This is a genomic window from Levilactobacillus andaensis, from assembly GCF_016861695.1.
Lineage (GTDB): Bacteria > Bacillota > Bacilli > Lactobacillales > Lactobacillaceae > Levilactobacillus > Levilactobacillus andaensis.
On record NZ_BOLP01000007.1, the window covers coordinates 28,616 to 54,927 of the forward strand.

Genomic DNA, 26,312 nt, shown 5'->3' on the forward strand with positions numbered 1-26,312 from the left:
ATGGTTATAGCCTTCGACGATTAATTGAAAGAACTTTTCTACTCACAAATTTCAACTGCATCAGAGTAAAAATAGCACATAAAAAGACTGGCGTATTTTACCCCAGCCTTTGCATTACTTTATCAATTTTTCGATATTCAGCGCATTCAAACTACTTTCCAGCCGTCCGATAATCACCAGCACCGAAGTATTGTAACCCCGGCAACGCCTGGTAATTCAACAACTGACTGACCGTAACTAATTTATAGCCCTTAGCCTTCAATCGCTTAATAATTGTTGGCACGGCCGCGACTGACTGTGCGTGGATGTCATGCATCAGCACAATGTCGCCGCCATGCGTATCTTTCATAACCTCACTAATATCTTTAGTCGTATTCAAGTAAGACCAATCACGTGAATCCACTGACCAACGAATGATTGGCTGTTCGATTGCGCGGCCCTCGGCTGCCGTGATATTCCCGTACGGCGGGCGTACATACTGTGGCAACGTCCCGGTTGCTTGGAAGATAGCCCGGTTCGTTCGCGTAATCTGGCTGACCGTCTGTGCCGTACCAATTGTGTTAAAGTCCGGATGATTCCATGAATGGTTGCCTAACTCATTTCCACCAGCCAACACGGCTCGAGAAATTTTTGGATAGCGACTGACACTCTGACCAACCTCAAAGAACGTTGCGTGGACTTTGTACTTTTTCAGTGTCTTCAGTAACTTCGGCGTCAATGTCGGATCCGGCCCATCATCGAACGTCAACGCCACCATCTTATTCGTCTTTACACTAGTTGTTCGATTAGCCTTAGGCAAGTAACGATTTAATATCTTTCCTTGCAGCTGTGTGTATGGAATCGTAATCTGCTTGACCTTGAAGCTGTTTGCCAATAAATTCATCCGCAGCCCGGTAGCTGTCAAGGTCGCCTTTTTCGTCATGTGCTTAGGTAATTTTACCTTGTAGACCGCCGCAACCTTGCTGCTCTTCGACTTGGTCTGCTTTAAGATTTGCTCACGCGCAGCCTGCCGAATAGCAGCCAATCGATTCGTATTCTTATTGGTCAATTGCCCAAATGTGACCGTTTTATTGGTCGCCTTAGCTTGCGCGGACACACCACCAACCATTAGGATTCCCATCATAACAGCTAAACCAATTAATAACAGATGTTTCTTTTTCATAAAAGTCCCTCCTCAAAAAACTCCCCTAACGATTATCCTTAGTTTATCAGTATCTCTGAGCTAACGGTTGCCAAACGGCCCATGCTACTATAATTATTTAAATTTAATGGCTGATTCTAGCTACCCCGAGTTGACCTAAACGACGTATTCCTGAATTTTACCCCCTTGCATTTTCTAAGGCCTTCCCGTAAGCTGTCCTTAATCGCAAAAAGCAAACAAGTGTTCTTACCCCATGTAAAAAAAGATGCTTACCGCAGCAAGCACCTAATCAGTTCCATCATCTGGCGGATTAACTGCCTGCTGATTTTCCTTTAAAACTTCATTTGTATAATGTTCGAGATCCTTCAAGACTTCGGCATCATCGTTCTGCTGCTGTGCTGCCATGTTCTCTGCAACGGCCCAACGTGCCAATGTATCCGTGATTGGGACGATATCTTGAATGATTTCCATCTCTGAATCTGTTTCATGCTGCTCTTGGATTGCCCGAAAACTTTCAATGTCCGTAATTAAACGTAAAACTTTTCCAGATTCCTTTTCAGTTGATTGGAAAATAACGAAGTGGGCGCGTTGATTGGCTTCACCCATCCGCTCCCGGATTGCTTGTAGTTGTTGATCGTCTATTTCTAATGCCAATGCCTTCACCTCACTGCGTCTATTCTAACAAACAATTCCCTCAGCTACGCAACATTTCGTCAGGTTTTGCGAAAGATTTAGCAAACAGCTAGTGATTGGTAATCTGCACCACCATTTTTCAGTAAATCGACTGCTACTTGGGCCACGGTTGCTTGCGAAACAGTTCCGGCTGGCACGGGCTCCCCCTCTTTAATAATCTGGGGATCTTGAGCTACTTCTGTCGTTAGCGTCACCGGCCGTAAAATGGTATATGGAAACTCGGCCTCATCGACTAATTTAGCCGCATATCGTTGTTGATTCAAATACTCTTTAACGTCAGTAATTCCCGGATAGACGAGTTCTCCAGTAACTTCATGGTCTACCCCCGCCGTACTCAACATCACAAAACGAGTCAGCCTTAACTGATTATGGTACTGTGCATCAAATAATGCTTCAAAATCAAGATCAACATCCATCCCTTCCAGTGCAGAGAAAATAATCGGTGCATCCTGTAGGGCATCCACGTATGTCGCCTCCTTGGTCAGGTCACCGCTAAACTCTACAACGGAACTTGCCAAAGCAGCAGGTAAGTCATCCGTAGCCTCGTGTAAAACACGGACAGTGCCTGCCTGTTGGTCGACAAGTTGCTGGGCCACTAGTTGTCCTAGTGATGTCGCTCCCAAGATTAAATAGGTTGTCATGATCTTCGCTCCTTTTTCTTTGCTTCCCAGTTTACCAGAAACCACGACTGACCGGTACTTTCTGGACAAACTCGTTTGGGATTAACATTAAATTCGGTATAATAAATGTGTATTTGAATTCGGTTTCATATAATTAGGAGGGTACTCAATGTCACATGAAATGGTAACAATTGGCAAGACGGACGTGCAGACTACACCACTCGGTCTTGGAACCAACGCTGTCGGCGGTTATAACCTCTTCCCTAATTTAAAGGATGAGGATGGCTTAAATCTAGTCAAATCAGGGCTCAATCATGGCATTCAATTGCTAGATACCGCCTTTGTTTACGGTCTCGGCCACTCTGAAGAGTTAGTTGGTCAAGCCATGCATGACTTCAATCGCCATAGCTTTACGCTCGCTACTAAAGGTGCACAAGACTTCTCAACTGGTGAACAGGTGATTTCCAACGACCCTGATTTTTTGACACAACAGGTTGAAGCCAGCCTGAAACGATTAAATACCGATTATCTTGACATTTACTACATTCATTTTCCAGACAAACAAACGCCAAAAGCAGAAGCCGTTGGCGCCCTTCAACGCTTGCGCGAACAGGGTAAGATCCGGGCAATTGGTCTGTCCAACTTTAGCTTGGATCAAGTCAAGGAAGCCAACGCAGATGGCTATGTCGACGTTGTAGAAGACGAATTCAGCCTCCTACACCGAGACCACGAAACCGACCTAATGCCTTACTTGAAAGATCATCAGATTAGCTTTGTACCGTACTTCCCATTGGCTTCTGGCTTATTAACTGGTAAGTATGACCAGACCGTCTCCTTCCCAGCCGATGATATCCGTAGTCAAATCAGTGACTTCCAAGAACCACGCTATAGCCTTGCCTTAAAGGCAATCGACCAGGTTCGGCCAATTGCCACAGCTCATCAAGCAACTGTCGCTCAAACTATTCTGGCTTGGTACATGCAAAACCCATTAGTCAGCGTTGTCATTCCTGGTGCTAAACGTGCCAGTCAAGTTGAAGCCAATTCCCAATCCCTGGAGGTCACACTGAGTTCTGCTGAATATCAGACCATCGACAATGCCTTTGCCGGCTTTAAAACTAGTTCTAATGGTAAGTCGCTTGCTGATCCCGACTAAGTTCCGTTCATTTTCAAATCAGCTTAAAGCTCGAGCATGGCCCGAGCTTTTTTGCACCAAAAAACGCCCACCGTTAAGCGGACGTTCAACTAGAACTGCTAACCATCTGTAGTCATTCTAGAAAGTTATTTTCTATTCTGCAGCATCTTCTTGTGCCTGTGCCTGCCGTTCAGCAAGTTCTTCGGTCACAATTGGTTCGTGACGTTCCCACTTACGGTAAACGACCATAATAATCAAACTAATCGCGTAAATAATAACTGGAATCCAGATAAACGTAAAACTAATGGAACTCATGCTGGCAGCCGATTGCGTTGCCTTGGCTGCTGAGAAGCCAAACGCCGCCATGATCTTTGCGGCAATGAAGGAACCGAAACCGGATCCCATCTGAATACAGAAGGAAGCTCCCATCGCCGTTAGTAACCCGTTGGCTCGAACACCACTCTTCCACTCACCAAAGTCGACCGTATCTCCGACCATGGCGAAGAACATGGTACAAGCGGATCCGGAACCAATACAAGCCAGGATCCAACCGATTAAAGCAGAGGTGACGTTGCCACCAGCTAAGCCCATCCAAATTTGACCGACCATTGTCATCGCCAGCATGAAGACCGTTGTGCCCCATTTATGCATAAACTTAACGAAGAATGGTACCGAAGCCATCCCGATGATTTGAATGATCGAGAACCCATTGAAGAATGAAATTAGGCCCTTATCATCTAAATTATACTGGAAATAATAAGGTAAGGCCGCGTTTCTAGCGGAATAGGCCGTCCAGTAAATCAGGTTCGCCGCCACAATTAAAATCCATGGCCAGTTTCCCTTGGTTGCCTTTAGACTTTCCTTGATCGTAACGATCTCATCATTTTCAATGTTCTTCTCCCGCATATCCAAGAACCCAATCATCAGGAGAATAAAACCAATCACGGCATAAATTCCGACGGCAATCGACCAGCCACGTTGCTCGTTCCCGTGACCTACGGCGCTTGCCAAGGGCATGATGAACGTCACGGCAAAGAAATTCCCAACGTTCCCTAAAACCAGCCGGATCGAGTTGGCGGACATCCGGTCATCCGAGTTAGAGGTTAGATTCGGCAGTACTGACGTAATTGGCGTCGACATGGCCGTGTAAGCTAATTCGGCCAAAATATACATCCCACCAGAATAGACAATTTTAGCTGTCCCACTGATATCTGGCGTCGTAAACAGCAACCAAATGAAGATTGTAAATGGCAATGCCATCCATAAGAACCATGGCCGACTCTTCCCATATTTACTGTGCGTGTGGTCAACCAAGACCCCCATCACAGGAGCCCCAATGGCATCGATAAACCGTCCCAACAGTAGTAGCGAACCCGCTGTACCCACGCCTAAACCAAAGACGTTGGTGAAGAAGTACAGCATATATGACCCGACGATACAGTAAAGTAAGTTACCAGCCATATCCGTAAAACCATACGTAATCTTACGGTGGAATGGTAGCCGGTCATTTTTAAGTAGGGCTTGGGCCGCCGCGACATTATGATCCGATTGTCCCGCGTTCGAACTCATCACTTAACTCCTCGCTTTCTATTTTGTCCGTTGCTTACCATCACGCGATAAGCTAGCGTAAATTAATAGTAATAAAACGGCGACACCGGTGATTGTCCACAGATTGTTTTCGATATGCTGGTCCGCAACTTGCCATGCAATATAAATTAGAATCAATTGTAAGCCCCAAGAGATCAGGGACTGACCCGCAAACATCTTAGAAAGTATTTTCACGATCATCGCCTCCTACATAATTACTTGGTAATTGCTGTGAATGCCGGTGCTAAATCGGCTTGGGCCGTCTGTCGAACGAATACTGGCAGCTGGTCTAGCGGTGTTTTAACCGTAATCCGTTGGCCACCCGTATAGGATTCATTCGTATAAACGTTGACCCAGGTCGTTCCCGCTGGCAAGTAGACATCCCGTTGCTTGGACCCTTCAAATAAGACTGGAGCAACCAAGATATCTGAGCCAAACATGTACTGATTTTCAACATCCCAAGCAGCCTTATCTGCACTGAAATCATAGAATAGTGGGCGAATAACCGGCGTGCCTTTCTCATGAGCAGCCTTCATTTGAACCCGAATATAGTCTTTGAGATTTTCACGTAGGTTCAGGTATTTCCGCATGATACCGTAGACTTTGTCCCCATAGGCCCAAGGTTCAGTGGCGCCACCAGAAGGCATCTTGCCGCCGCCAACATCACTCAAGGGTTCAGTATGTGGTTCTCTGTCACCGTGCATCCGCATAACAGGACAGAACGTGGCAAACTCAAACCACCGGGTAACTAGCTCACGGAAACTCTCATTATCATCTACGCCACCATGGAAGCCACCGATATCCGTAGTCCACCATGGAATCCCAGCAATTGCCATGTTCAGCCCAATTGCTAGTTGGTTCCGCAAAGATTGGAAACTAGAATCAATGTCACCAGACCAGACGAGGGCCCCGTACTTTTGGCTACCAGCCCAAGCACACCGAACCAGGTTAATCACTTGCTTGTTACCTTCCTCTGTTTGTCCATCGTAAATTGCTTTGGAGTAGGCCACGGGGTAGGTATTACCGATTTGGAGATTGGTTCCATTGTGGTAACGATAGTTGTCGAAATCGTAGACCGTGTATTCAGGTTCGGCTTCGTCCAGCCAGAACAGGTCGACCCCTTTATCGGCATAGTTCTTCTTCAATAGCTGCCACAGATATGTCTGTGCATCAGGATTCGTGAAATCAACAAACCCATTATTTCCTAAGAAATCCATCGTAATTGGTACGCCGCGTTCGGTCTGAACCAAGTAGCCCTGTTCTTTCATTTCTTGATAGTGTGAACTCGTCTGATCAACCGTTGGCCATACGGAAACCATGAGCTTGATTCCCATTTCATGTAGCTCTTTAATCATTTTTTCTGGATCTGGCCAGTAGGTCTTATCAAATGTATATTCGCCGGATTTTGGCCAATGGAAGTAGTCAATAACAATGACACTAATTGGCAAGTTGCGGTCCTTAAACTCATGGGCAGCCGCTAATAACTCTTCTTGTGTCCGGTAACGCAGTTTGCATTGCCAATACCCCATCGCATAGTCGGGCATCATGGGCACTTTCCCCGTAACAGCCGCGTATTGTTCCTCGATGGCACTTGGCGTATCGCCACAGGTTATCCAGTAGTCCATTTCCTTGGTCGATAGGGCATGCCATTCCGTCAAATTCTTAGCGAAACTAACATCACCAATCGCCGGGTTATTCCACAACATACCGTAGCCTTTACTTGAAAGGACAAATGGCACACTAGCCTGCGAATTCCGATGAGCCAATTCCAACTTAGCATTCTTCAGATTCAAGAAATCTTGTTGGTACTGCCCCATTCCAAATAACTTTTCATCAGCGACCGCATCAAAGCGGACCTTCAACTCGAAATCACCGCCCGGAATGGCTTTAAACTCTCTGGAATCAATATTCAAGGCGCTGTTAAAATGGTTGACCTTTTCATCATTTTCGCCCGCGGACATATCATCGATTCGATTCCGTTGATAGCCCTTTAAGAGCAACTCGCCCTTTTGGTTATAGAAATTAAGGTTCTTGAAGGCATCAATTTTCGCCGTCAATTTTCCATTAGTGATCTGTCCCGTATGGTGACCTTCATCGACCGTCACCACGGCGTTGCCTGTGGCTACTTTTTCTGTGAGGGCATTATTTCTACCGGTATATTCGGCGTACTTGCTACTACGAACCCGGAGACTGTTTTCGCCCCAAGCCTGAACCTCGAGTAGTTCACTCGCGTTACGTAAGTATAGGCGGTTATTATCTTCATAAATCATCGTCATAACTCCTTTCAAGTGGTTTCCATCAATCAGAACATTTTGTATACCATTGAAAACAAATCAATTAGCACGCTATGTAACCGGTAAGCGTTTACAATTACGATGATAGTGCTTTACTGCTGATTCAAAAACTAATAAAATGACAACAAGGGTATACAAATCAAAACTGGAGGTGCACTTAAAGATGAATAAGGTGTACAAATTTTCATTAGTGGAACCCGTTCACTTTTTTAAGGCCGGTCAGTACTTCGCTGAGGCGGGGTGGCGGCATAAAAACATCATCAATGATGGCGATTATGAGCTCTTTATCATGCTTAAGGGCGCAGCTTATATTCAGATTGGTCATACCCAATACACGCTAAATGACCACGATTGTCTCCTAATTCCACCGCACATCCGGCATATCGGCTTTCAAGGCTCACCCGCTGACACGGTCTATTACTGGATGCACTTTTTTCCCAGCAGCCCCGTCACGACCAGCTACGTGACCGATGAAATTCATCATCCTACTAACCCGGCGGCCGTGAATTTGCCCCAACAGTTCAACGTCAAAAACTTTGGTCGGCTAACTCTACTAATTCGGCAAATGTTAGATAGCGATAACGACGAGACTGCCGCGCCACTCGCAACCAACTTCTTTATCTCAAGCATTCTGATTGAGCTCTCTCACCAATTCATGACGGCAATCAACCAAGAGCAGGGCTACACGTCACGGTTCGAAATGATCAAGAACTGGATTCGTATCCACAGTCACGAAAAATTAACAGTCGAACGGGTGGCCACCGAATTCAAGATGACCCCGGTCTATTTGACGAAGCTCTTTCGCGAGTACGAAAAAATGACCACGATTCACTTCATAAATTTAACGAAAATCAAGCAGGCCGAGGAACTCCTATTAACAACGGACTTATCGGTCAAAGAGATTGCCTACGAACTTAGCTTTGAAAACGAAAAATACTTTTTACGCGTCTTCAAACAAGTTTCTTCACTGACACCAACCACGTACCGTGATGCCTATGCCAAAACTTATTTGAACAATGTCGAAGTCGATCCCACAATTCCCCTCCCCGAGGATCGGGATAACCAGCAACCGCCTGTGGACTAAACCGAATAAACACGTTATGTCGCACTAGCTTTTTAAAGTCGAGAATTATCTCGGCTTTTTTATTAACGACGAAAGCGATTACTTTCGCGTAATCTTCCCGGTTTAGCCATTTATTAGTAAATCGCGAACTTTATTTTTATAATTTTATTTGTATTTCGTGATTGAATTCATTTTTCAAACATGTTAAGCTCTATAAGTATTGTTTTAACGAATAAACACGAACTATGTCGGTAAATGTTCGTGTTTTAATAAATAATGGTTGAGGAGCGCACACAATGCAAAAAATTGCGAACTATTTTCATTTTGAAGAACTAGGAACGACCTATAAAACGGAGATTTTAGCCGGGCTGACCACGTTCGTCTCCATGGCATACATTCTGTTCGTGAACCCCCAAGTATTGGGTGCTTCTGGCATTAGCCAGGGAGCCGTCTTCACCGCTACAGCATTTGCATCGGCCTTCGGTTGTTTCCTAATGGGTATCCTGGCCAACTACCCCATCGCCATCTCTGCGAGTCTCGGAATCAACGCCTTCTTCGCCTATTCCGTCGTTATCGGCATGAAGGTTCCTTGGCAGACCGCACTGGCCGGTGTCTTTGTCGCTTCGATTCTCTTCATGATTTTAACGGCTTTCAAGCTACGGGAAATGGTCGTTGATGCGATTCCACGAGATCTCAAAATGGCGATCAGCGCCGGGATTGGTTTGTTTATTGCCTTTATTGGTCTGAGTCAAGGTGGCTTAGTCACCGCCGACAAATCTACCATCGTTAGCCTAGGATCCTTGCAGGTTGGGAGCACGTGGCTGACCATCTTTGGCCTACTTGTGACCATTATCCTAATGAGTGCCCGGATTCCCGGGGCCATCTTTATCGGGATGGTCGCCAACTCTATTTTGGGCTTGATCACCGGTTTGATTCCAATGCCCGCACATATCATCTCAGCCGTTCCTAGTATTAGTTCAACGTTTATGGTTGGTTTAACCCATGTTGGTGACATCAACACCCTACAATTGGCAGTCGTCGTTTTAACCTTCCTATTGGTCACCTTCTTTGATACGACCGGTACCTTGGTTGGGTTGGCCGAACAAGCCGGTTTGGTCAAAAACAACAAGCTGCCACGAATCGGTAAAGCCTTAATGGCCGACTCCAGCACAATGGTCGTAGGTTCCTTACTTGGGACCTCACCAATGGGTGCCTTCGTTGAATCCTCAGCTGGTATCGCCGTGGGTGGTCGGACTGGCTTTACCGCCATTGTGACCGGTATCTTGTTTATCTTTGGCGCTTTCTTCTCCCCATTGCTCGCCGTTGTGACCAACCAAGTCACTGCACCCGCACTGATCATCGTGGGTGTCTTGATGGCCCAATCTCTCAAGAACATTCACTGGGAAAAATTCGAAGTCGCCGCACCAGCCTTCTTGATTGTCGTTGGCATGCCCCTGACCTACAGTATTTCCGATGGGATTGCTTTAGGCTTCATCACCTACCCGCTGACCATGTTGGCTGCCAAACGTGGCAAGGAAGTTGGGCCGATGATGTACGGTTTAGCCGTCGTCTTCATCCTCTTCCTGTGGATCTTGAATGCCGCTTAATCTTTTAAACAAAAAAACTCCTCACCACATCGTTATTGATGGCGTGAGGAGTTTTTTTATTATCCATGCGATGATAGCGCCAACCAAACACCTTAGTCAGCAACCATGCCACCGCGGTAATCTCCTTCCTTTATAACCCGGGTTAATTCATCTCCCATCGTTCTTTGCGAGGATATCAGACATCCCAAAAGGAGCAGCGAACCGTTATCTCAACGACTCGCTGCTCCTTTTTTAATTTCAATTCAACTTAACCCGGGTTATAACCAGGTTCCTAAGGCAAACAACAGTGGATAAGCAATGAAGAATAGTGATGCACTCTTCACCGTTGTCATAAACGTCTTTTGTTTGTCCTGAACCGCGAAGAACGGCCGCATACCCCGCCACATGATTGGCAACAAGATTACTGACAATGCCGTCCATGACGGCGCTATGCCCAGAACCACATTAACCAGTGGCCAGCAACTCCCAATCATCAGGAACGCTTGAATCAATTTGACCGACCCAGCTTGGCCCAAGTAATACGCCAGCGTATAGCGGTGATTAGCAATGTCTTCCTCGCGGTCAGCCGTATCATTGGCCATCTGTAACGTGAAGAAAATCAGCGTTAGCGGCAAACACAACAAGAAGGTCGTCCCAACGATTTCCCATGTTAGCGGCCGCTGACCGTAAATCGACACGTAGACGCAGGTCAACTGAATCAGAAAAGCAATCGCTAAGGCCACAATTGCTGCCGAGAACGGCGTTGCGTTAATTGGCCGTGGCCCAGCCGTATAGAAGATACCGATCGCATAACCGATTGCGCCAAAGACTGCCACTGGCCAGCCCGTCCGTAAGACTAAAATAATGCCCGGAATGGCAGCTAATGCGTACAACCCCCACGCTAAACCAGCCACCCCACCGACTGGCAAGGATAGTCGGCCAACCGGATTCGTTTGCAAGGCGTACCCTTCACGGTCGTGGGCGTGCTGGTAATCATAGTAGTTATCCGCCACATTGACCGCCAAATCAAAAATAAAGACGACCAATAAACACAGTCCCACATTCAACCAGTTCACCGTACCCGCATAGTACTGGGCGATGGCGGCGCCCAAGACAAACCACATCACGTTCAGCGGCGCCGTATAGATTTCCGTCAATTCATAAAAGACCGGCCATGTCAGCCAACGTTGTTGTTCCATCATGATCTCTCCCCAAAATTGTTTTGTGCAGGTCTAGTGTAGCAAACTTCCCCATAACGAATGGCTTTAACGACCTTGAAATTTTCTCATTCTTACGTAACCGAATTGGTTCTAGATGTAATCATTTTAGCGCTTTATTTGTCCTACTCTACTGCTATCATAGAATTATTCAGCAAGTGCCACGAATCAGCAACACCTATTCTTTCAAAGGAGTCCGCTCAACATGCGAAAAAATGATAATCGTTTCCGAGAACAACTCAAAAGTTCCTTCGAGTCAACGCAGCTATTTTTCGCTGTCTGCGTAATTGTCTCCTTTATCGTCAAGGGGAGTATAGATCTTTTCACCACGGGACACTACTTTTTTCTCAACTATCTCTGGTTTACCCTTAGCGGCTGTGCCCTCTACTTTATTGGTGACGTTATTTTGATGGGCGGCTACAACCATTTCAAACAGAAAAATCGACACAATAAAGGGCTGTGACCACCGTCGCAACCCTTTTTGCTTGCCTTCAAATAAATCAATGCTTTCGCCAGCGTGCCAAGCCTGCACTTCCCAGCAGGCCAAGCACACCAAAACCAGTTAACCAGCTTCCCACTAGGAGTCCCGGGGTCTGATACGTCAGTTGGATTCGATGCTTTCCGGTCACTAATTTAGCGCCTACAAAGCCATCGTTTACCACTTGCGTCTTAACCGCTCGGCCATCGACCTTTAGCCGCCACCCCGTTGAATACGGAATAGACGTGGTCAACACGCTCGGTTGTGTCGTCGTCAACGTCCCCGTCACCCGATTATCGCTCACGCGTGCTCGTTGCAGGCCGCGACTTTGGACCGCATGAACCTGCCGATCGTAGGCTTTATTAAATGGCATCGCAATCAGTTTGGCCGACTTAAAACTAATTTGGTGCGTCGCGTTAAACGTCACACTGACCGTATCGCGTTCCTGTGCCGAATAACCCAGGTTCAGCAGCGCACTCGACTTCGGTTCGTAATCAGACAAGTTATCGACTCCAAATTGGGAGAACGTCTTGGTCTGGTTACGCGTCTTGACCGTCAGCCAGTAATCGCCCAAATCCGGGTTCAGCACCGCCGACCGCCACGTGTTCAGCTTCGTCAGTGACGACAGCGGCGTGCCCCCCAGCACACTATTATTGGCCTGCGCCGTCTGTTTATCCTGTGTTGTCAGTCGCTGAGCCTTAATGCCATCAAGTTTCAAATACAATTCCGTTCCCTGCGCCTGTCGTGGCCGTTTCAGCGTCAATGTATAGCTAATGGGATTGCCCAATGCATCGCTCGTCAGCTGACGTAACCCCTGCTGATTGGCCCGCGTCGTCTGCTTCACGATTCGTTGGTTCGTCGCGAGCACCCGTTGTAATGCGGCCTTATTGCGGTCTAACGCCACCATTGGGCCATACTGCCGAACATCTTGGTCACTGATCAGACCATTCTTATCGACCGTCAGCTTAGGCGCCTTGACCGTACTGCCGTAATTTTCCACTTGCTTCTGCGACAGCCCCTTTTGTTGCCCGGTCACTACCTGTTGCAGCCGATACTGGATGACTTTATTGGTGCTGTCGACCACCGGAATCGTATCGGCCGTTACCGTGTAAGGCACCGTGCGTTTCGGCGACTGGTAGCTCGCCCGCTTAACATCAGTTGGTGTCGTGGTGACGGCCATTTGAGTCAGGCTCCGCTCGCGGTCAACGGCACCCAACTGCCGCCAAGTTGCCCGCGACATCGCCGTTGGTTGCGTATAGACCAACGGAAAGTTCAGCGTCGTCGTCAACACCTGCGTCCCCGTGCCATTGGACAACCCGTAGACTGGTTCTTCCGGATACACCCGTTTCCCGGCACGATAACCATACGGTAGGGCCGCGTGATTAGTGACCTGATCTTCACGCGCAAAAATTGTTTTAACTCCCAACAGATTGTCCATTGCGGTGCGGTTGTCAGCTTGACCTAGCGGCGCATTCATCGCTACCTGTGCGTTTTGCAGGTCCCGATTAAACTGGCCCACGTAACCATTTTGCACCGAAAAGTAAGACATGATGCCGTTCAAGCCGTGACTCATGGTCATGTTGTTGCCGACCGTTCGCAGGAGGTTAAAATTGTAGGCCGTATTGACTCGTGAAAAGGTCGCCTGGTGTTGGACCGCCGTTTGCGCGCCGTCAAAGTAGTCTTGAATGTAGCGTGTCGCGTCACCTTGGCGCAGCTGATCGGTGGCTTGCGACCCCATATTCGGATCGTAATATCCCCACGCGTTGTTAACCAGGTTGGCGCCCACGACCACACTAAGAAGCGTTAACGTCGTACGGACCGTCCACTGGGCGCTACCGAGAATCACCACCGTCGTTGCTAAGAACACGCCGTACGTGACCAAATCACGCTCCGGATTGCTGAAAATAAACCCATTGCAGGCGTAAACGACCAACAAGAGGCCAATGGCACTACCCGCTAACCAGTAGCGGTCGCGCTTAGTTAACCCTTTTAAATGGTCACCCAATACCATCGTGGCCAGGCCAAATGGCACCGCTGCCAGCAACAACCACCGGTTAGATGGCGTCGACAACACGTTGAAAAACGCCGCGACCGCCGGGAACAACAACCCAACTGCCATCAGCATTAGTGTCGCTGCCAACGGCCGATTTTCCCGCCAATGTCGTAGCACGTAAACGCAACCGAAGAACGTGACGCCGCTCATGCCAAAGACGGCCCAGTAAGTGGGTTCGCTCCCGGTCGTCAGCACGGCATTCGCTAATTTTAAATAATAGCTGCCCGGATACAACCACAGGCCATTGGCGAAAATGGTGCCGACCCGCGTTGACTTCAACATCATCAGTAACGATGGCAGCAGTAGGACACCGGATACCAAGATACCGCTGACCGCCGCCAGCAGGAATCGGCGTAGCGCAACGGGCCATTTAATCGCCAATCGACCTTGTTGCTGCAGGCTCCAGAACCGAATCGCCGCGTAAATCAGACTGCCTAATCCTAATATGTAAGCAAAGTAAAAGTTACTCAGAATCGCCAGACCGGTCACCCAGCCCAGCAGTTGCCACCCGTGGCCGCGCAAGATTCGGTCAATTCCTACTAATAATAAGGGAAACCAAATCATCGGTAGCAAGAAGAACGGGTGATGCACGCCAATCATCAGCGAATAGCCGGTAAAAGCGTACGTCACGGCGCCCAGTAGCTGGCTTCCCGGACGAAAAGCATAGCGGTGCGCCAACGCCAAAAACGCCAGTCCCGTCGCGTACAGCCGCAGAACGATAAAGACGCCATACCCAGTCTCCATCATCCGGACTGGGAACAGCGCGAGGACGTAGGCAAACGGGTCCCCCAACACGTAGTAGGCAAGTGTGGTCAACTTGTCGGCCCCCAAGCCAAATGTCCACGACCAGCCCGTGACCCCAGCCAGACCGGACTTAGCCAGTAACCGATGCAGCTCCAACATCACCGGATAGTGTTGCGTGACCCCATCCATATTCCAAATCAGCGTTCGATTCGCCAGGCCAAACACGCCAAAGCTCAACGCTGCGATCACCGCAAAGGCTAGGGTATATAACATCCATAACGGCCAGCGGCGGTGTGCGATTTCCATGATTATTTCCCCCATTAGTGACGCGCAATTGGTCTTGAGACCATCTGTTACTCAATTTACCGGGCGACAAGGGTTGTGTCAATGATTCTAGCCAGACTATACGTAAAAATAATGTTCCACGTGAAACATAGTTGTTTTTGTGGACATTAAAAGCGAGGGTCGTCGTGATTGGCGACCCTCGCTTCGTTTACTTTTTATGGGCAACGTTGCTGAAACGTGTTATCCAGGGCAGCCTGCTCCGCTTAACCCCACTAGGCTACGAATCCAAGCCCAGGATTCCTAACCTAGTGACGTTAATGCTCGCTGGCTAACCGCCCTGGTTAACACTCTTTTCTCTAAAATGCGCCTCCACCCGATCCGCCACCAAAACCGCCAGAACTGCCGCCGGAGAATCCACCGGAACTACCAGAACTGGAACTGGCTGCCGTGGACGTTTGAATGGCGCTGGAGATGCTGTCATTAAGTGCGCTGCCAATCGATCCACTAAAGTCGGTTGAATAGAAAATTGGGTAGAAGACCACAAAACTATCGTTCAATGCATCCGCACTGAAGTCGACCGCCAGCTTATTGGCGACCTTTTGGGCCAGACCAAACGCCGCGGCGTAAGGCAGGATCTGTTCCCAAAGAATCAGGTCCCCTACTTCGGCCGTGTTGAAGTGACCGATATCCTTGAGCATTCGCCGGAAACCACCGACTTCATTGACTTGAATCAGGCCAGCTTCGTTGTTGCGGTCGGCATGTTGGTAAAATCGTACCGTGTAGACCCACAACGCAACCATTGCCAGTAGACCCACGATGGTCGTGGCTACGCTCACTGTCCGATTCAACGTCCACCCGACCCCAATCGCAATACTGGTCAGTGCCGTCAGTCCCACGGTTCCGAGCATCGTTCGTTGCCGCAATTTTACATTATCCGCATCCTGATACGGTTCAGCTAGTTCATCGACCTGCCCCTGCCACGTATGGAACCATTTGCTCAATCGGCCCTTCTTGTCCCGCTTCCCGTACTTCTTCAGGTCAAGCAGGGTAAAGCTATCATCCTTGGCGACCTTCATAAAGCATTTTTGGAGGAAGTAGTTGGAAACGGTCGGCACGAGCTTGGTCAACTTCAACGTCTGATGACGCCCGTCCTTGACCGGTTCCATCGCAATTTCATGATTACTGACGGCCAGGAGGATTTCACCAGACAGGGCATCGGTATTGGGCGATTTAAAATCGACCAGCGATTCCGCCAATGCCGGTGGCACGCTGGGCACATCAAAGAAGTGATTGGCCGGGATAGGATGCGGGTAACGATTGGCTGGATGCCGCCACAGCCACCACCAGAAACCTAAGCCCAAGATAACAATAACGCCGACAAACGCGAGGAAGCCGCCATAAGCTCGCTGTTTCTTCTGTTTCCGCTCAGCATTGGCCTGTTCCGCTAGATTAGCCTCTTGCTTTTGGACAGCCGCCTTACGTTTTTCATCTTTGACGTTTGGATTTGCCGCCGTCACACTGGTTGGAAATAACAGGTGACTTTCAACAAACGATCCGGACGGGTTCTCAGCGAGAGTCATCGTCACGCGGCCCTGCGTCTTATCGACTTTTGTATAGCCGGACAAAGAGCCGTGGGTCCATGCCTGAAGCTGCTTCACCTGTGTTGCCGGCAATTGGATGACCACCTTGACGTTCTCCAAATCAACGTCCCAGTTAGACCCAATCACCCGCCAATTTAATTCGGCCGTGTCCCGATAATTGGTGATGACCCCTTGTAAATGGTAGTGGTAAACGACCTTCAGCTTGTCCCCATCACTTGCACCGTGATAGAGCTTTACCTTCGCATTCTGCCCGGCATAATTGACTTGATACGTATTGTCCGTGTGGGCAGTCGACTGCCGTGCCGTGGTCAATTTTCCGCCGTTAAAGGCCGTTGCCACGCTGGTCAATTTGCCACCCTTGATGCCGCGCAGGTCCTGATTGTTATAAACGCCATGATAGTCATCGTCAAACCTGTAAGTCATGGTCTGCGTGACGTTGGCATCCCCATTCTTTAGCACTGTGACGTGCACCTGATACGGATCGATCGTATAGTCCGCAGCGGCCACTACGGGCTGGCTAAGCGCGACGGTCATCATCAGCGTCAGTAGGCTTAGAAGACCTAATAACATCCCTCTATGCTTCATTCCGAATCCCCTACTTCCCCGTAATTTACATTCAGTGTATCACAGCGCGAAGCCCGGCCCAAGATGAAGTTGACGGCGCTAACTGACTAATGATGGGGTGAAACGATTGTCGAAGCTTTCGATTGCTTTTGCCTGGTGGCTTCTCTAGTATAGAGACTACCCCCAGAAAGTGTCGCCAGACAACCGATTCATTTTTTCACTCAAACCCGTGTGCCAACCAAAAATTTGACCAAACCAAAAGGACCCCCATCTCTGGAGGTCCTCACACATACATACTAGTCTGCCGTTAGCGTCGGTGCAGCTGACCGACCGGAGATTTCCGGCCTCAATCCGGCCACGCTGCTGGGCCAATCACCTTTAGCGCCACCATCATACACCCGGCGGTGGGGTGTGCCAATCATTTTGCACACGATAGTTAAACGCTAGCTAATCGACAATTTCACTACTTAATCTGGTAATTCTTGGTAGTCGAAGTGGTCAAACGTTGCAACTTGTTCGTAACCGGCGTAGTCGACCGCTGCAAGGCCAACGAAGGCGCCAGTGAAGAAGCCACCGGATGTTTGAAGAACGTAGTCATCGGACAAGATGGCTGCATCCAGTTCTACTGGGACAGTTTCCCAAGTCTTGCCATCAAAGGAGTACTGGTAAGTGTAAGATTCCTTACGTGCCTTAACCTTGAACCAAACGTATTCCGTACCTTCTGGAATCTGAATGGCGTTATCCTTTAAGAATGACGTGTAGTTATTGTTATCGTTTTGAGCAACTTCAATCACACGGCCCTTCTTTTCATCGTTGGTGATGAAGATCCAGGAATAGTGCTTGTCGTTGTAGAAGTTAGCCAGTCCAGCCATTTGTTGGTAACTGAATGGATCGAACTTAACTTTAGTTTCAGCATCAAAGTTGAATGCTTGCCAACGCCGTGCGACAAAGGAAACGTCGAACGTGCTGGATAAGGATTGTTGACCCACTAACTTCAACTCGCCGTTGCCAACTGTCCCCAATTTCTTGGTAAATGGTTGCCGTAACGTGTTCCAGTTCATGTCGAGTTCTGGCTTGTCGAATTCGTCATGTTGTGAGTGATCCTTAGGTGCGTCAGTCAAAATGGCGTCCTTTGGTGCTTCAACTTCAACTTGGCCACCATGACCGCCAACAACCCGTGGCCAGCCTTCGTCATCCCATTCAACCTTCTGAATGGAAGTTTCACGGCCAAGGGTGCTCCAGCCGCGAGGGTCGTGGCTAGATTCGTTAGCATGATTCCATGGACGAGAAACAAGTGAGGCGTAGTACCATTCGCCACCTGGCGTGTCAGTCAAAGCACCATGACCTTGCTTTTGTAAGTAGAAGTCTGGCGTGTCTAAGTTGGTGATGAATGGGCCGTCTGGTTCGCTTTCGAATGACAATTCGTCGAGCGTCTTGGAACGGGCAACGACTTCTTGGTGGGTAAAGACAGTCCCACCTTCAGCGGCGAACAGGTAATAGTACCCGTTGATTTGATACAGATGTGGACCTTCAACCAATTTAACATCATCACCGTTGTAAATGTTCCGTGCGGTTTCTGGCTTCAGTTTCATAGTGTCCGTATCGAATTCAGTCAACGTAATCCCATCGAATGGGTGGTGGTATTCACGGTGATCCCAGGTCTGTTGAACCAGGTACTTACGACCGTTCTTGTCATGGAACAGGGAAGCATCGAAGCCGACCCCGTTAACCTTGATTGGGTCAGTCCATGGGCCGTGGATATCGGTAGCCGTCGTCAAGTAGTTCGTCATGTCCTTAAATGGACCGTCGGTAATCTTAACATCGGTGTAGATCAACCAGAATTTGCCGTCAGCATAGCTCAGGTCTGGTGCCCAAATCCCACCAGAAGCAGGGTTACCCTTCATATCTAAGAGCGTGGTCGTTGACAGTGGTGATGGCAAGAGGTTCCAGTGAACCATATCCTTTGATTCGTGAAGCCGAACGCCAGGGAACCATTCAAACGTTGAATTGGCGATGTAGTACGTGTCGCCCACCCGAATCATGCTAGGATCAGCGTTAAAACCAGGTAAAACTGGATTTTGAATCTTCATGAGAGAATCTTCCTTTCGTGTGTGTTCAACAAATTTTTTTAACCGTGATTAGTCTTGTGCTGCACGACGATCTGCTTCGAGTTCTTCGTTCATCTTCTTAACATCTTCGTCAGTTAAGGTGTAACGACTCATAACCCACATCGCAACTAAGGCCATGATGATAGGTAACCAGATCATTGACCACTGGATACCACTTAAGGCAGCAGCGCTTTGCGTCGTCTTAGTCCCATCAAACTTGAAGAAGGCGTTGATGTAACCAGGGATAATCCCACCAAGAGCCAACCCAATCTTGAAGAACAGACCCATGATGGCGTTGATGATCCCGGCAACCCGCTTCTTGGACTTGTATTCGCCGTAAGAAACAACTTCTGGAACCAATGACCACATGTAACCAGTAGCAGCAGTAATCCCCCATTGTTGTAAGAAACGACCAGTGTAACCAAGGGCAGTGCTGTCTTTAAAGGCAGGCATGGACCATGCCCAGATAACTAAGGTCCCAATAATGAAGAGCGTTAAGAAAGCATAGAAGAATTGACGTTTCCCAATCTTTTTACGGATGATAGGCCATAAGAAGACCAAGAAGATCCCAGGAATTGACCCAATCAAGTTGATTGAAGCCATCCATTCGGAGTGACCAATGTTGTATTGCATGTAGAATGGCCATACAGTGTTCCCGAAGAACATGAAGGTAAAGCCAATCAGGAAGAAGAAACCAAGAACTTGTAATGGCTTGTTTTGCTTAAATTCAATCCACAAGTCAGAGTACTTAACGGAATCGGATTCCTTTTGCGTAGGCAAAACCCGTTCCTTAATCCCAAAGTAAGTGCACATTAACATGATGAATCCAATAATCATGTAGATGGCCATAACCAAGAAGTAAGCTTTTCCGGCCTTAGGAGACGTGTAATCCCCTAAGTTCATGTGGATACCGAAGAAACCAATGTCCTTAGATTGTGGATTTGGTGAAGCCATTTGAACAAATAATGGCAAGAAGGTGTAAACCAGTAAGTTACCAATGTTAGCTTCCGTCATCCGGACCGTCGTTAACGTTGAAATTTCATCGTTATCCCGTGTTAAGGAAGCATTCAAAGCCCCATAAGGAATATTAACGAATGAGTAGATCAATGCGGTAGCTAAGTAAGCGATAAAGGCGTAGAAGACATTGCCTCGAACAGCATCAATTGGCAAGAAGAGTAATGCGGCCATGATTGTCAGTGGAATCCCACCATAAATCAAGTAAGGCCGGTATTTACCAGACTTGAACCCGTGCTTATCGACGAAGGCACCAACCCATGGATCCCAGAAAACGTTGACCCAACGGACGATTAAGAAGATTGTGGCACCAACCGCTGCGGAAATACCATAAACGGTGGTTAAGTAGAATAAGAGCATGGAGCCAACTGTACCAAAGATTAAGTTTTGCGCTAAATCTCCGGCACCATAACTAATACGCTCACGCCAGGAAAGCTTCGCAAATTCATCATTTGCTGTGTTTGCTTTCGGGGCAGCCTCTGTATTTTCGGCCATATGTGAGAACCCCTTTCGAATGAAAAATTTATGTGGAAGTTCTAAAACGAGAAGTGATTGCGACGTGCTGATCAAGCAACGTCCGTTTTGTTAAGTTAGCTAACTACACCCCGAATTGTAATCGCTTTCAGAAAGCTTGGCTATCTTCTTTCATGACTGTTTTTAGTTAATTTCTGACCTAGAAGGTGAAGAGATGCACCGCCAAATCAACGTTTATAAGGCGAAATTATCCTTTTCTAACCAAAAATAGTCAAAATGTTTGTTAATTCGCCACTAAGCTTGACGGCAAAATTTGTGCATCCTACTGTTGACAGTCATTCCGGCTTTCAGTCATCTTTGAACTACTCTCACAATTTAAACCCAACTTCAGGGTGGGTAAAATATTATAAACGCGCTCGAAATGCGACTTTTTGTGAATAAAAAAGCATGGCAGTCTACTCACTACCATGTCAAATTGACACTATTCAAAATAACCACTCTCTTTGAGCGTCCGTACACGACGTTTTTGCTTCATTTGTCGTTGATAACGACTCGGCGTGATACCCGCCCACTTTTTAAACTGTTTTGTAAAGTTCGATGTGCTGCTAGCCCCCATCAAATATGAAATATCCTCAATCGAATATTCTGGGGAACCCAAAAGGCGCTTTGCCTTATTGTATTTTTGACTTTCAATGTAGTGTAACGGCGTCACGCCATAGACCTTTTTAAACGTTCGGTGACCATAACCACTACTAATTCCAACCTTTTGACAGATATCCTCAAATGAAAATAACGGAATCTCTTTCTGTTCAACGTTCTTCTTGATCAACGTTGCAATCAGTCGACTAGTCTTAGCTTCGCTTTCACTATACTTAGTCCCTTTTTGTTGCGCATAGCTCGAAAGATTCTCAGTTAACGCCAGTAGAAAGTCCAAAAAAGCCCGCTGAATTTTCAAGCTAGCTTGTTCCTTGGTCAATTCATTATCTGCACTACAAGCCACAATTTCTTCTGCCGCTTTGACTGCCGCCTGTGCAATCGGTTCTTCGGCAGGAATCACAGCATTCACCACGTTACCTAACAGTTCCGACTTCAACTCCAGGCTCTCAATGTTAAAGTGAAAACAGATGTACGTCATCGTTTCTTCATCACTGGAGTTCTTATTCGTATGCAACGTTCCCGGTGAAATAATCATTGCGTCCCCGGCCCCATAGTCATACGTGCCAACGCCTTTTATTTCGGTCGTTTGCCGGCCATCGACCAGACACATCAGCTCAAAGGCTTGATGCTTTTGCTCGAAGAACTGCCAGCCCCCCGGAACGGTCCGACGGTGCCCACCAAATAAGTACAGGCTTGAATCTACGACCGGTATCGGAACAAATGGTTTCATAGTACAAGACCTCCCCGAATTAGAATTCGATACAACACCCACTTTAAAATGAAAACGGTTTACTACTCCGTTGGCCTTATTATAACGGTGTTAGTTGCCTATCGCAACCAACTTGCACTTTTTTTCGTCACAATCACGAGATATCGCTAAAAAAAGCCCTCTGCACACTCGCACAGAAGGCCCTACCCGTTACAATATCGGTGATAACAAACGTGATGCTGTTTGCTTGAATTTCAAATAAGTCGATTGCTTTTTAAACTTCTCTGGCGTGATCAATTCGCTGTGCCGCATGTCAGCTTCGTAGATTTCCTCGAGCTGTGTGGCAATCTCTGAATCGTAAATGAATGCGTTGATTTCGAAGTTAAGTTTGAAGCTCCGGTAATCCATGTTGGCCGAACCCACGGAGGCAATCTTACCATCCACGACCATCGTCTTGGCATGGATGAAACCATTATGATAGAAGTAAATCTTAACCCCATCGTCCGCCAACTGCCGCGCATAGTACTGCGTCGCCCGGTAAACGAAAGCGTGATCCGGCTTGTCTGGAATCATGATTCGCACGTCGATTCCCGCCATGGCTGCGATCCGCAGGGAGTCCAAAACACTATCGTCTGGAATCAGATAGGGGGTCTGAATCCACAAACGCTTTTCGGCGGTCTGAATCAGACGCATGTATCCCATCTTAATCTGCTGTAGGTCAGAATCCGGCCCACTCGACACAATCTGCAGGCTGGTTTCCCCTTTAACCTTGGTCAACGGGAAGTAGCGATGCTCGATCTGGTCATCCTTAAATGGATGATCACGATCGGTGGCATTCCAGTCCAGCATGAACCGGGCCTGCAACGAAAAGACCCCGGACCCCACGATCCGTAAATGGGTGTCACGCCAGTAACCGAATTTTTCCTTACGGCCCAGGTATTGATCCCCGATGTTAAAGCCACCAACGTAGCCAATCTGACCGTCAATCGTCACAATCTTTCTGTGATCACGGAAGTTCAGTCGAAAGTCAATGATCGCCGAACGCGTCCCCAGGAAGGGTTCCACGTGGCCGCCGACATCCATCAACGGTTTGAAGAACTTTTTCCACGTTCCCATGGATCCCCATGGATCATAGATGACTCGCACTTCGACACCCGTTCGCGCCTTTTTTACCAGCAGATCCAAGATGTCATTTCCTATCTGGTCGTTATAAAAGGTGTAGAATTCAATATGAATACTGGAGTGAGCCCGTTCAATGTCTTCCATCATTAAGTGAAACAGGTCATGACCGTCCGTAATAATCCGGACCCGGTTTTTCCGGGCGAGGAAAGCGTGGTCCGTTTCCATAAACATATTGACCATGTTGATGACCGAGTGACTGATCTGATCGGCTGGCATGATCTGCGTCCCAATCTCTTCGCGTTGCTGCGATAAGCGCTCATCGAGTTGAACCGCGACTTGACGTTGCAAACGAAACATCCGGCCCTTCGGCAACTTTCGGCCGATGAAGGCGTAGGCAATAAACCCAACGATTGGTAAGAGTACCAGCACCAGCATCCACGCCCACGTCGCCGCGATATCGCGTTTCTCCCGGAAAACCGTCACGAAGGCTAATGCCGAGTTGACCACCACAATGATTTCTAGGATGAGCATGTAATTCACATTCACGTGTAAACCCTCCTCTATTCTCTGTGATTTCATGATACGCTAAATCATTCAAATGTCTTTACTTTTCTTTAAACTTTTCGTCAGAAATAGTAATTTTTCGATAGGAGGTCCATGCTATGCATCCGGATTTTATCTCATTGATTGGCGGCCTACATGGGACTAGTCCCATTCGCGTCTTCCACTGGATTTTTCGCGACAGCCCCGCGGTCGGCATCATCATCTTAGCCGGCGTCGTGCTCTACGCCATCTACCGTTACATGAACCGGCGTTAGCTCTTCCCGGCCACGTACGCTGAATCTCGCTTGCTTGACCGTTACAAAATTAGTAAAAAAATCCGAACCATCAGTCATTTGCGATGGTCCGGATTTTAATTCACCCTAAAAACTAGCCGCTGGGTTACCCAGTTGACTGGCTCCGGTGCTGTAATTGATCTTAATACCAGCTTGAATATTAAAAATATAGACGTTATAGGAAATGCCAGCACTCCCGACCGACTTGGCCTGCATATGAACGCCCCGGGCAACGAGCTCGTTGCCACGAAAGACTGGCTGAACTTGGTAACGCACGTAATCGCTTGGATGGCTCTTCAAATAACTGGCCACCGGATTCTCATAGGCGGTCATGCCTGGATCGTTTAACGACCGCGTCCCGGTCATCAAGTTCTTTAGATTGTTATTTTGGCCTGTCAACTGGTAGCCAATCAAATGGCTCCGATTGTACAGGTAGCCCCGCTTGCCATTGACCGTGTAGGGCTTGTTTTTCCAGCCAGTCGGGTTGACGTATAACGGTTCCCGTTTAGCCGTTGGCATCGTGCTCTTGCTCAACAAGGCATTGGCGGTCGTGACCCGGTTTAAACTGTCCAAATTGGCGTAGGTTGCCCAGGCTCCCCGTTTGGTCGACAATTCGGCCGTCGTAAAGGTTGGCTTGTTGTGGTTAACAGCAACAATCTGGGTCCCCGTATATTTTTGTTCGGCCAAAGCCTTGGTCGCGACCGACTGTTTCGGCGCGGACGTCGTATTAGATGACGACTCGCTTCCAGCCACCTGACCGACCAAACTCGAAGCGGTCTCCGTGACCTTTTTGGCGGTGGGATTTCCCTGACTGCTCAACCCGCCAATAATTCCGACTACTAATAGAAGTAACGCCCCATAAATAGAAATCTGGTTCCGTCCACGACGGCGACGACGCTTGTTCATAAAATCCCTCTCCCTCAAAAATCTCTCTCGTCATAGTCTACCAGAAAAACATACGTTCGTCTCTACTTTTGCGTTATTAATTACAATATTTTATTATTAATAATTAATAATCAATATTGTTGTTACCGGAACTTAACGCTTTTTTAACCCACCAACCCCCTTTTCGGCCCCGCAACCATGCTATACTACAGTTAGAGGAAGCAGGCGGTTTGTGTGTTGACCACAAAACTGTTATCATTTTTGATGAGGTGATTTAGACATGAAGAAATCCCGTATCGTTGCCGTCGCTCTGAGCCTACTGGCAGTCTTTGCCATCGGTTTAGCCGGCTGCAGTAAGAGTAGCAAGTCGGGGAGTAACCAACAAGCTAGTTTTAAAAACAAGACCACGAAGAAGGCCGATGTGAAGTCCACATTGACCAAGTCCACGCAGCTTTGGTACGTGGCTGGTGCCGTTAATTCTAAGAGTAATTCTGGACTGGAAGCCTACCGTTTCAATTCCGACGGTAAGGTCACCGTCTATAACGTCGACAAGTTCTACAAATCCTACAGTGCTGCTGACAAGGCCAACGCCCTTAACAAGGTCGGCACGCTGAACACGACATTTAAGACCAAAGGTGACAACACCATCATCAACTTCAAGGGGAAGTTATCCGACATCCCAATGACGCAGAAGTTCACCGTCAAGGACACCCTGACCGGTAAGAACAATGCCTCGAAATTGAAGGTCGCTGGCTACCACATTGCTCGCGACGTCGATCAAGACGTTACCAAGGCCGTGCTGGTCAAAGTTGCCAACTAAAAACACAACGGAAAGCGGTGCCTGCGGGTGCCGTTTTTCTATTGGAGGTAAACTATGCAAAAATTCATCCCCTGGCTGCTGGGAATCCTAATCGTTGGCGGCGTGCTGGTCTATCAACAGCTCCGCCATCTCAGTGGTTTCGTGATGTTAGAGACGATTGTCCTGGGGGTCGCCGCCATTTTAGCCATCCTCCACATCGTCAGCTTCTTTCATCATAAATAAGAAGCGAGTGAACCAGCTGACAGCGCTACCACTTTGGGTTATGATAGGGCCAAAGGAGCGTGATTGATGATGTGTACACATAAGTTCATGCTGGATGACGAACCCGAAGTATTCAAGGAACAACGCGAAAAATTTACCAACCTAGTCGGTGACAACCCCTGGTTGTTGCCAGCCCTCGTCTCACTTGAAATAATCCCCGCAACGGTTATGATTCATGGCTTTTGGAAGAATCGTCAGTTAAAGAAACAACTCCAAATTGAACGGGAACGAACGAAACAGCTCGTGCTGGAACATCCACTTCCCGGCCGTCGAAATGGCAAGCCCACGTTACTAGCTGGCCCGCACCATCACGGTATTCATCATTAAACAGCTAACATTTAGAGGACTGCGACACACTTGCCGCGGTC

Annotated in this window: 22 protein-coding genes; 8 read left to right on the forward strand and 14 right to left on the reverse strand. The window is 47.9% G+C overall.

What is annotated here, in order from left to right:
• Positions 1-151 precede the first annotated feature (151 nt).
• The 3 genes from JUF10_RS06960 to JUF10_RS06970 all read right to left on the reverse strand — a co-directional run bounded on the left by JUF10_RS06960 (position 152) and on the right by JUF10_RS06970 (position 2,475).
• Entirely contained in the window at positions 152-1,162 is a 1,011-nt protein-coding gene (locus tag JUF10_RS06960) for a polysaccharide deacetylase family protein (protein WP_203641502.1), read from the reverse strand.
• 264 nt (positions 1,163-1,426) lie between these two features.
• A complete protein-coding gene (locus JUF10_RS06965) occupies positions 1,427-1,804 on the reverse strand; it encodes a hypothetical protein (protein ID WP_236008180.1) in 378 nt (125 codons plus the stop codon).
• A 68-nt stretch (positions 1,805-1,872) separates the two neighbouring features.
• Positions 1,873-2,475 carry an SDR family oxidoreductase gene (locus JUF10_RS06970; RefSeq protein ID WP_203641504.1) on the reverse strand — a complete coding sequence of 201 codons (603 nt, stop codon included), beginning with the start codon at positions 2,473-2,475 and terminating at the stop codon, positions 1,873-1,875.
• 148 nt (positions 2,476-2,623) lie between these two features.
• On the opposite strand from JUF10_RS06970, the gene JUF10_RS06975 reads away from it, so the two are divergent.
• Positions 2,624-3,607 carry an aldo/keto reductase gene (locus JUF10_RS06975; protein WP_203641505.1) on the forward strand — a complete coding sequence of 328 codons (984 nt, stop codon included), beginning with the start codon at positions 2,624-2,626 and terminating at the stop codon, positions 3,605-3,607.
• Between the two features lie 132 nt (positions 3,608-3,739).
• Here the strand turns inward: JUF10_RS06975 and JUF10_RS06980 are convergent, their stop codons facing one another.
• Genes JUF10_RS06980 through JUF10_RS06990 form a run of 3 tightly spaced genes read right to left on the reverse strand, consistent with a single transcriptional unit; the run spans position 3,740 to position 7,443 of the window.
• The gene (locus tag JUF10_RS06980; protein WP_203641506.1) at positions 3,740-5,155 is read right to left on the reverse strand and encodes an MFS transporter; all 1,416 of its coding nucleotides are present in this window, start codon (positions 5,153-5,155) and stop codon (positions 3,740-3,742) included.
• A gap of 18 nt (positions 5,156-5,173) precedes the next feature.
• Positions 5,174-5,368: a hypothetical protein gene (locus JUF10_RS06985; RefSeq protein WP_203641507.1), complete on the reverse strand. Its 195-nt coding sequence runs from the start codon at positions 5,366-5,368 to the stop codon at positions 5,174-5,176.
• A gap of 20 nt (positions 5,369-5,388) precedes the next feature.
• Positions 5,389-7,443: a glycoside hydrolase family 31 protein gene (locus JUF10_RS06990; RefSeq protein ID WP_203641508.1), complete on the reverse strand. Its 2,055-nt coding sequence runs from the start codon at positions 7,441-7,443 to the stop codon at positions 5,389-5,391.
• Positions 7,444-7,630: 187 nt separating this feature from the next.
• Between JUF10_RS06990 and JUF10_RS06995 the strand changes: the two genes are divergently transcribed.
• Positions 7,631-8,551: a helix-turn-helix domain-containing protein gene (locus JUF10_RS06995; RefSeq protein ID WP_236008181.1), complete on the forward strand. Its 921-nt coding sequence runs from the start codon at positions 7,631-7,633 to the stop codon at positions 8,549-8,551.
• A 275-nt stretch (positions 8,552-8,826) separates the two neighbouring features.
• On the forward strand, positions 8,827-10,137 hold the full coding sequence (locus JUF10_RS07000) for an NCS2 family permease (protein ID WP_203641510.1): 1,311 nt from the start codon (positions 8,827-8,829) through the stop codon (positions 10,135-10,137).
• A gap of 257 nt (positions 10,138-10,394) precedes the next feature.
• On the opposite strand, the gene JUF10_RS07005 is transcribed toward JUF10_RS07000, so the two are convergent.
• Positions 10,395-11,315, reverse strand: a complete 921-nt coding sequence (locus JUF10_RS07005; protein WP_203641511.1) for a prenyltransferase — start codon at positions 11,313-11,315, stop codon at positions 10,395-10,397.
• Positions 11,316-11,538: 223 nt separating this feature from the next.
• Between JUF10_RS07005 and JUF10_RS07010 the strand changes: the two genes are divergently transcribed.
• On the forward strand, positions 11,539-11,796 hold the full coding sequence (locus JUF10_RS07010) for a hypothetical protein (protein WP_203641512.1): 258 nt from the start codon (positions 11,539-11,541) through the stop codon (positions 11,794-11,796).
• 37 nt (positions 11,797-11,833) lie between these two features.
• Here JUF10_RS07010 and JUF10_RS07015 read toward each other — a convergent pair whose 3' ends face one another.
• From JUF10_RS07015 to cls, 6 genes are all read right to left on the reverse strand, one after another.
• A complete protein-coding gene (locus JUF10_RS07015) occupies positions 11,834-14,914 on the reverse strand; it encodes a YfhO family protein (protein WP_203641513.1) in 3,081 nt (1,026 codons plus the stop codon).
• Positions 14,915-15,249: 335 nt separating this feature from the next.
• Positions 15,250-17,079 carry a DUF2207 domain-containing protein gene (locus JUF10_RS07020; RefSeq protein WP_203641514.1) on the reverse strand — a complete coding sequence of 610 codons (1,830 nt, stop codon included), beginning with the start codon at positions 17,077-17,079 and terminating at the stop codon, positions 15,250-15,252.
• A 446-nt stretch (positions 17,080-17,525) separates the two neighbouring features.
• Complete coding sequence (locus tag JUF10_RS07025; protein WP_203641515.1) at positions 17,526-19,148, reverse strand: glycoside hydrolase family 43 protein; 1,623 nt, start codon at positions 19,146-19,148, stop codon at positions 17,526-17,528.
• A 48-nt stretch (positions 19,149-19,196) separates the two neighbouring features.
• The gene (locus JUF10_RS07030; protein ID WP_203641516.1) at positions 19,197-20,675 is read right to left on the reverse strand and encodes an MFS transporter; all 1,479 of its coding nucleotides are present in this window, start codon (positions 20,673-20,675) and stop codon (positions 19,197-19,199) included.
• 460 nt (positions 20,676-21,135) lie between these two features.
• A complete protein-coding gene (locus tag JUF10_RS07035; protein ID WP_203641517.1) occupies positions 21,136-22,041 on the reverse strand; it encodes a helix-turn-helix domain-containing protein in 906 nt (301 codons plus the stop codon).
• 189 nt (positions 22,042-22,230) lie between these two features.
• Positions 22,231-23,688 (reverse strand): cardiolipin synthase, encoded by a 1,458-nt coding sequence (gene cls, locus JUF10_RS07040; protein ID WP_373301298.1) that lies wholly within the window; start codon positions 23,686-23,688, stop codon positions 22,231-22,233.
• A gap of 116 nt (positions 23,689-23,804) precedes the next feature.
• Here cls and JUF10_RS07045 point away from each other — a divergent pair, with 116 nt between their 5' ends.
• Positions 23,805-23,960: a hypothetical protein gene (locus tag JUF10_RS07045; RefSeq protein ID WP_203641518.1), complete on the forward strand. Its 156-nt coding sequence runs from the start codon at positions 23,805-23,807 to the stop codon at positions 23,958-23,960.
• Positions 23,961-24,065: 105 nt separating this feature from the next.
• Here JUF10_RS07045 and JUF10_RS07050 read toward each other — a convergent pair whose 3' ends face one another.
• On the reverse strand, positions 24,066-24,884 hold the full coding sequence (locus JUF10_RS07050; protein ID WP_203641519.1) for a DNA/RNA non-specific endonuclease: 819 nt from the start codon (positions 24,882-24,884) through the stop codon (positions 24,066-24,068).
• Positions 24,885-25,143: 259 nt separating this feature from the next.
• On the opposite strand from JUF10_RS07050, the gene JUF10_RS07055 reads away from it, so the two are divergent.
• From JUF10_RS07055 to JUF10_RS07065, 3 genes are all read left to right on the forward strand, one after another.
• Positions 25,144-25,683, forward strand: coding sequence for a hypothetical protein (locus tag JUF10_RS07055; RefSeq protein ID WP_203641520.1), 540 nt, complete (start codon positions 25,144-25,146; stop codon positions 25,681-25,683).
• A gap of 54 nt (positions 25,684-25,737) precedes the next feature.
• On the forward strand, positions 25,738-25,905 hold the full coding sequence (locus JUF10_RS07060) for a hypothetical protein (protein WP_203641521.1): 168 nt from the start codon (positions 25,738-25,740) through the stop codon (positions 25,903-25,905).
• A gap of 66 nt (positions 25,906-25,971) precedes the next feature.
• Entirely contained in the window at positions 25,972-26,271 is a 300-nt protein-coding gene (locus tag JUF10_RS07065) for a transposase (RefSeq protein ID WP_203641522.1), read from the forward strand.
• The last annotated feature ends 41 nt before the right edge of the window (positions 26,272-26,312 follow it).

Excerpts from the sequence above, each read along its gene's own strand:
- JUF10_RS06960 (WP_203641502.1), bottom strand. The coding sequence starts at position 1,162 with ATGAAAAAGAAACATCTGTTATTAATTGGTTTAGCTGTTATGATGGGA.
- JUF10_RS06970 (WP_203641504.1), bottom strand. The coding sequence starts at position 2,475 with ATGACAACCTATTTAATCTTGGGAGCGACATCACTAGGACAACTAGTG.
- JUF10_RS06975 (WP_203641505.1), top strand. The coding sequence starts at position 2,624 with ATGTCACATGAAATGGTAACAATTGGCAAGACGGACGTGCAGACTACA.
- JUF10_RS06980 (WP_203641506.1), bottom strand. The coding sequence starts at position 5,155 with ATGAGTTCGAACGCGGGACAATCGGATCATAATGTCGCGGCGGCCCAA.
- JUF10_RS06990 (WP_203641508.1), bottom strand. The coding sequence starts at position 7,443 with ATGATTTATGAAGATAATAACCGCCTATACTTACGTAACGCGAGTGAA.
- JUF10_RS06995 (WP_236008181.1), top strand. The coding sequence starts at position 7,631 with ATGAATAAGGTGTACAAATTTTCATTAGTGGAACCCGTTCACTTTTTT.
- JUF10_RS07000 (WP_203641510.1), top strand. The coding sequence starts at position 8,827 with ATGCAAAAAATTGCGAACTATTTTCATTTTGAAGAACTAGGAACGACC.
- JUF10_RS07005 (WP_203641511.1), bottom strand. The coding sequence starts at position 11,315 with ATGGAACAACAACGTTGGCTGACATGGCCGGTCTTTTATGAATTGACG.
- JUF10_RS07010 (WP_203641512.1), top strand. The coding sequence starts at position 11,539 with ATGCGAAAAAATGATAATCGTTTCCGAGAACAACTCAAAAGTTCCTTC.
- JUF10_RS07015 (WP_203641513.1), bottom strand. The coding sequence starts at position 14,914 with ATGGAAATCGCACACCGCCGCTGGCCGTTATGGATGTTATATACCCTA.
- JUF10_RS07020 (WP_203641514.1), bottom strand. The coding sequence starts at position 17,079 with ATGAAGCATAGAGGGATGTTATTAGGTCTTCTAAGCCTACTGACGCTG.
- JUF10_RS07025 (WP_203641515.1), bottom strand. The coding sequence starts at position 19,148 with ATGAAGATTCAAAATCCAGTTTTACCTGGTTTTAACGCTGATCCTAGC.
- JUF10_RS07030 (WP_203641516.1), bottom strand. The coding sequence starts at position 20,675 with ATGGCCGAAAATACAGAGGCTGCCCCGAAAGCAAACACAGCAAATGAT.
- JUF10_RS07035 (WP_203641517.1), bottom strand. The coding sequence starts at position 22,041 with ATGAAACCATTTGTTCCGATACCGGTCGTAGATTCAAGCCTGTACTTA.
- JUF10_RS07045 (WP_203641518.1), top strand. The coding sequence starts at position 23,805 with ATGCATCCGGATTTTATCTCATTGATTGGCGGCCTACATGGGACTAGT.
- JUF10_RS07050 (WP_203641519.1), bottom strand. The coding sequence starts at position 24,884 with ATGAACAAGCGTCGTCGCCGTCGTGGACGGAACCAGATTTCTATTTAT.
- JUF10_RS07055 (WP_203641520.1), top strand. The coding sequence starts at position 25,144 with ATGAAGAAATCCCGTATCGTTGCCGTCGCTCTGAGCCTACTGGCAGTC.
- JUF10_RS07060 (WP_203641521.1), top strand. The coding sequence starts at position 25,738 with ATGCAAAAATTCATCCCCTGGCTGCTGGGAATCCTAATCGTTGGCGGC.
- JUF10_RS07065 (WP_203641522.1), top strand. The coding sequence starts at position 25,972 with ATGATGTGTACACATAAGTTCATGCTGGATGACGAACCCGAAGTATTC.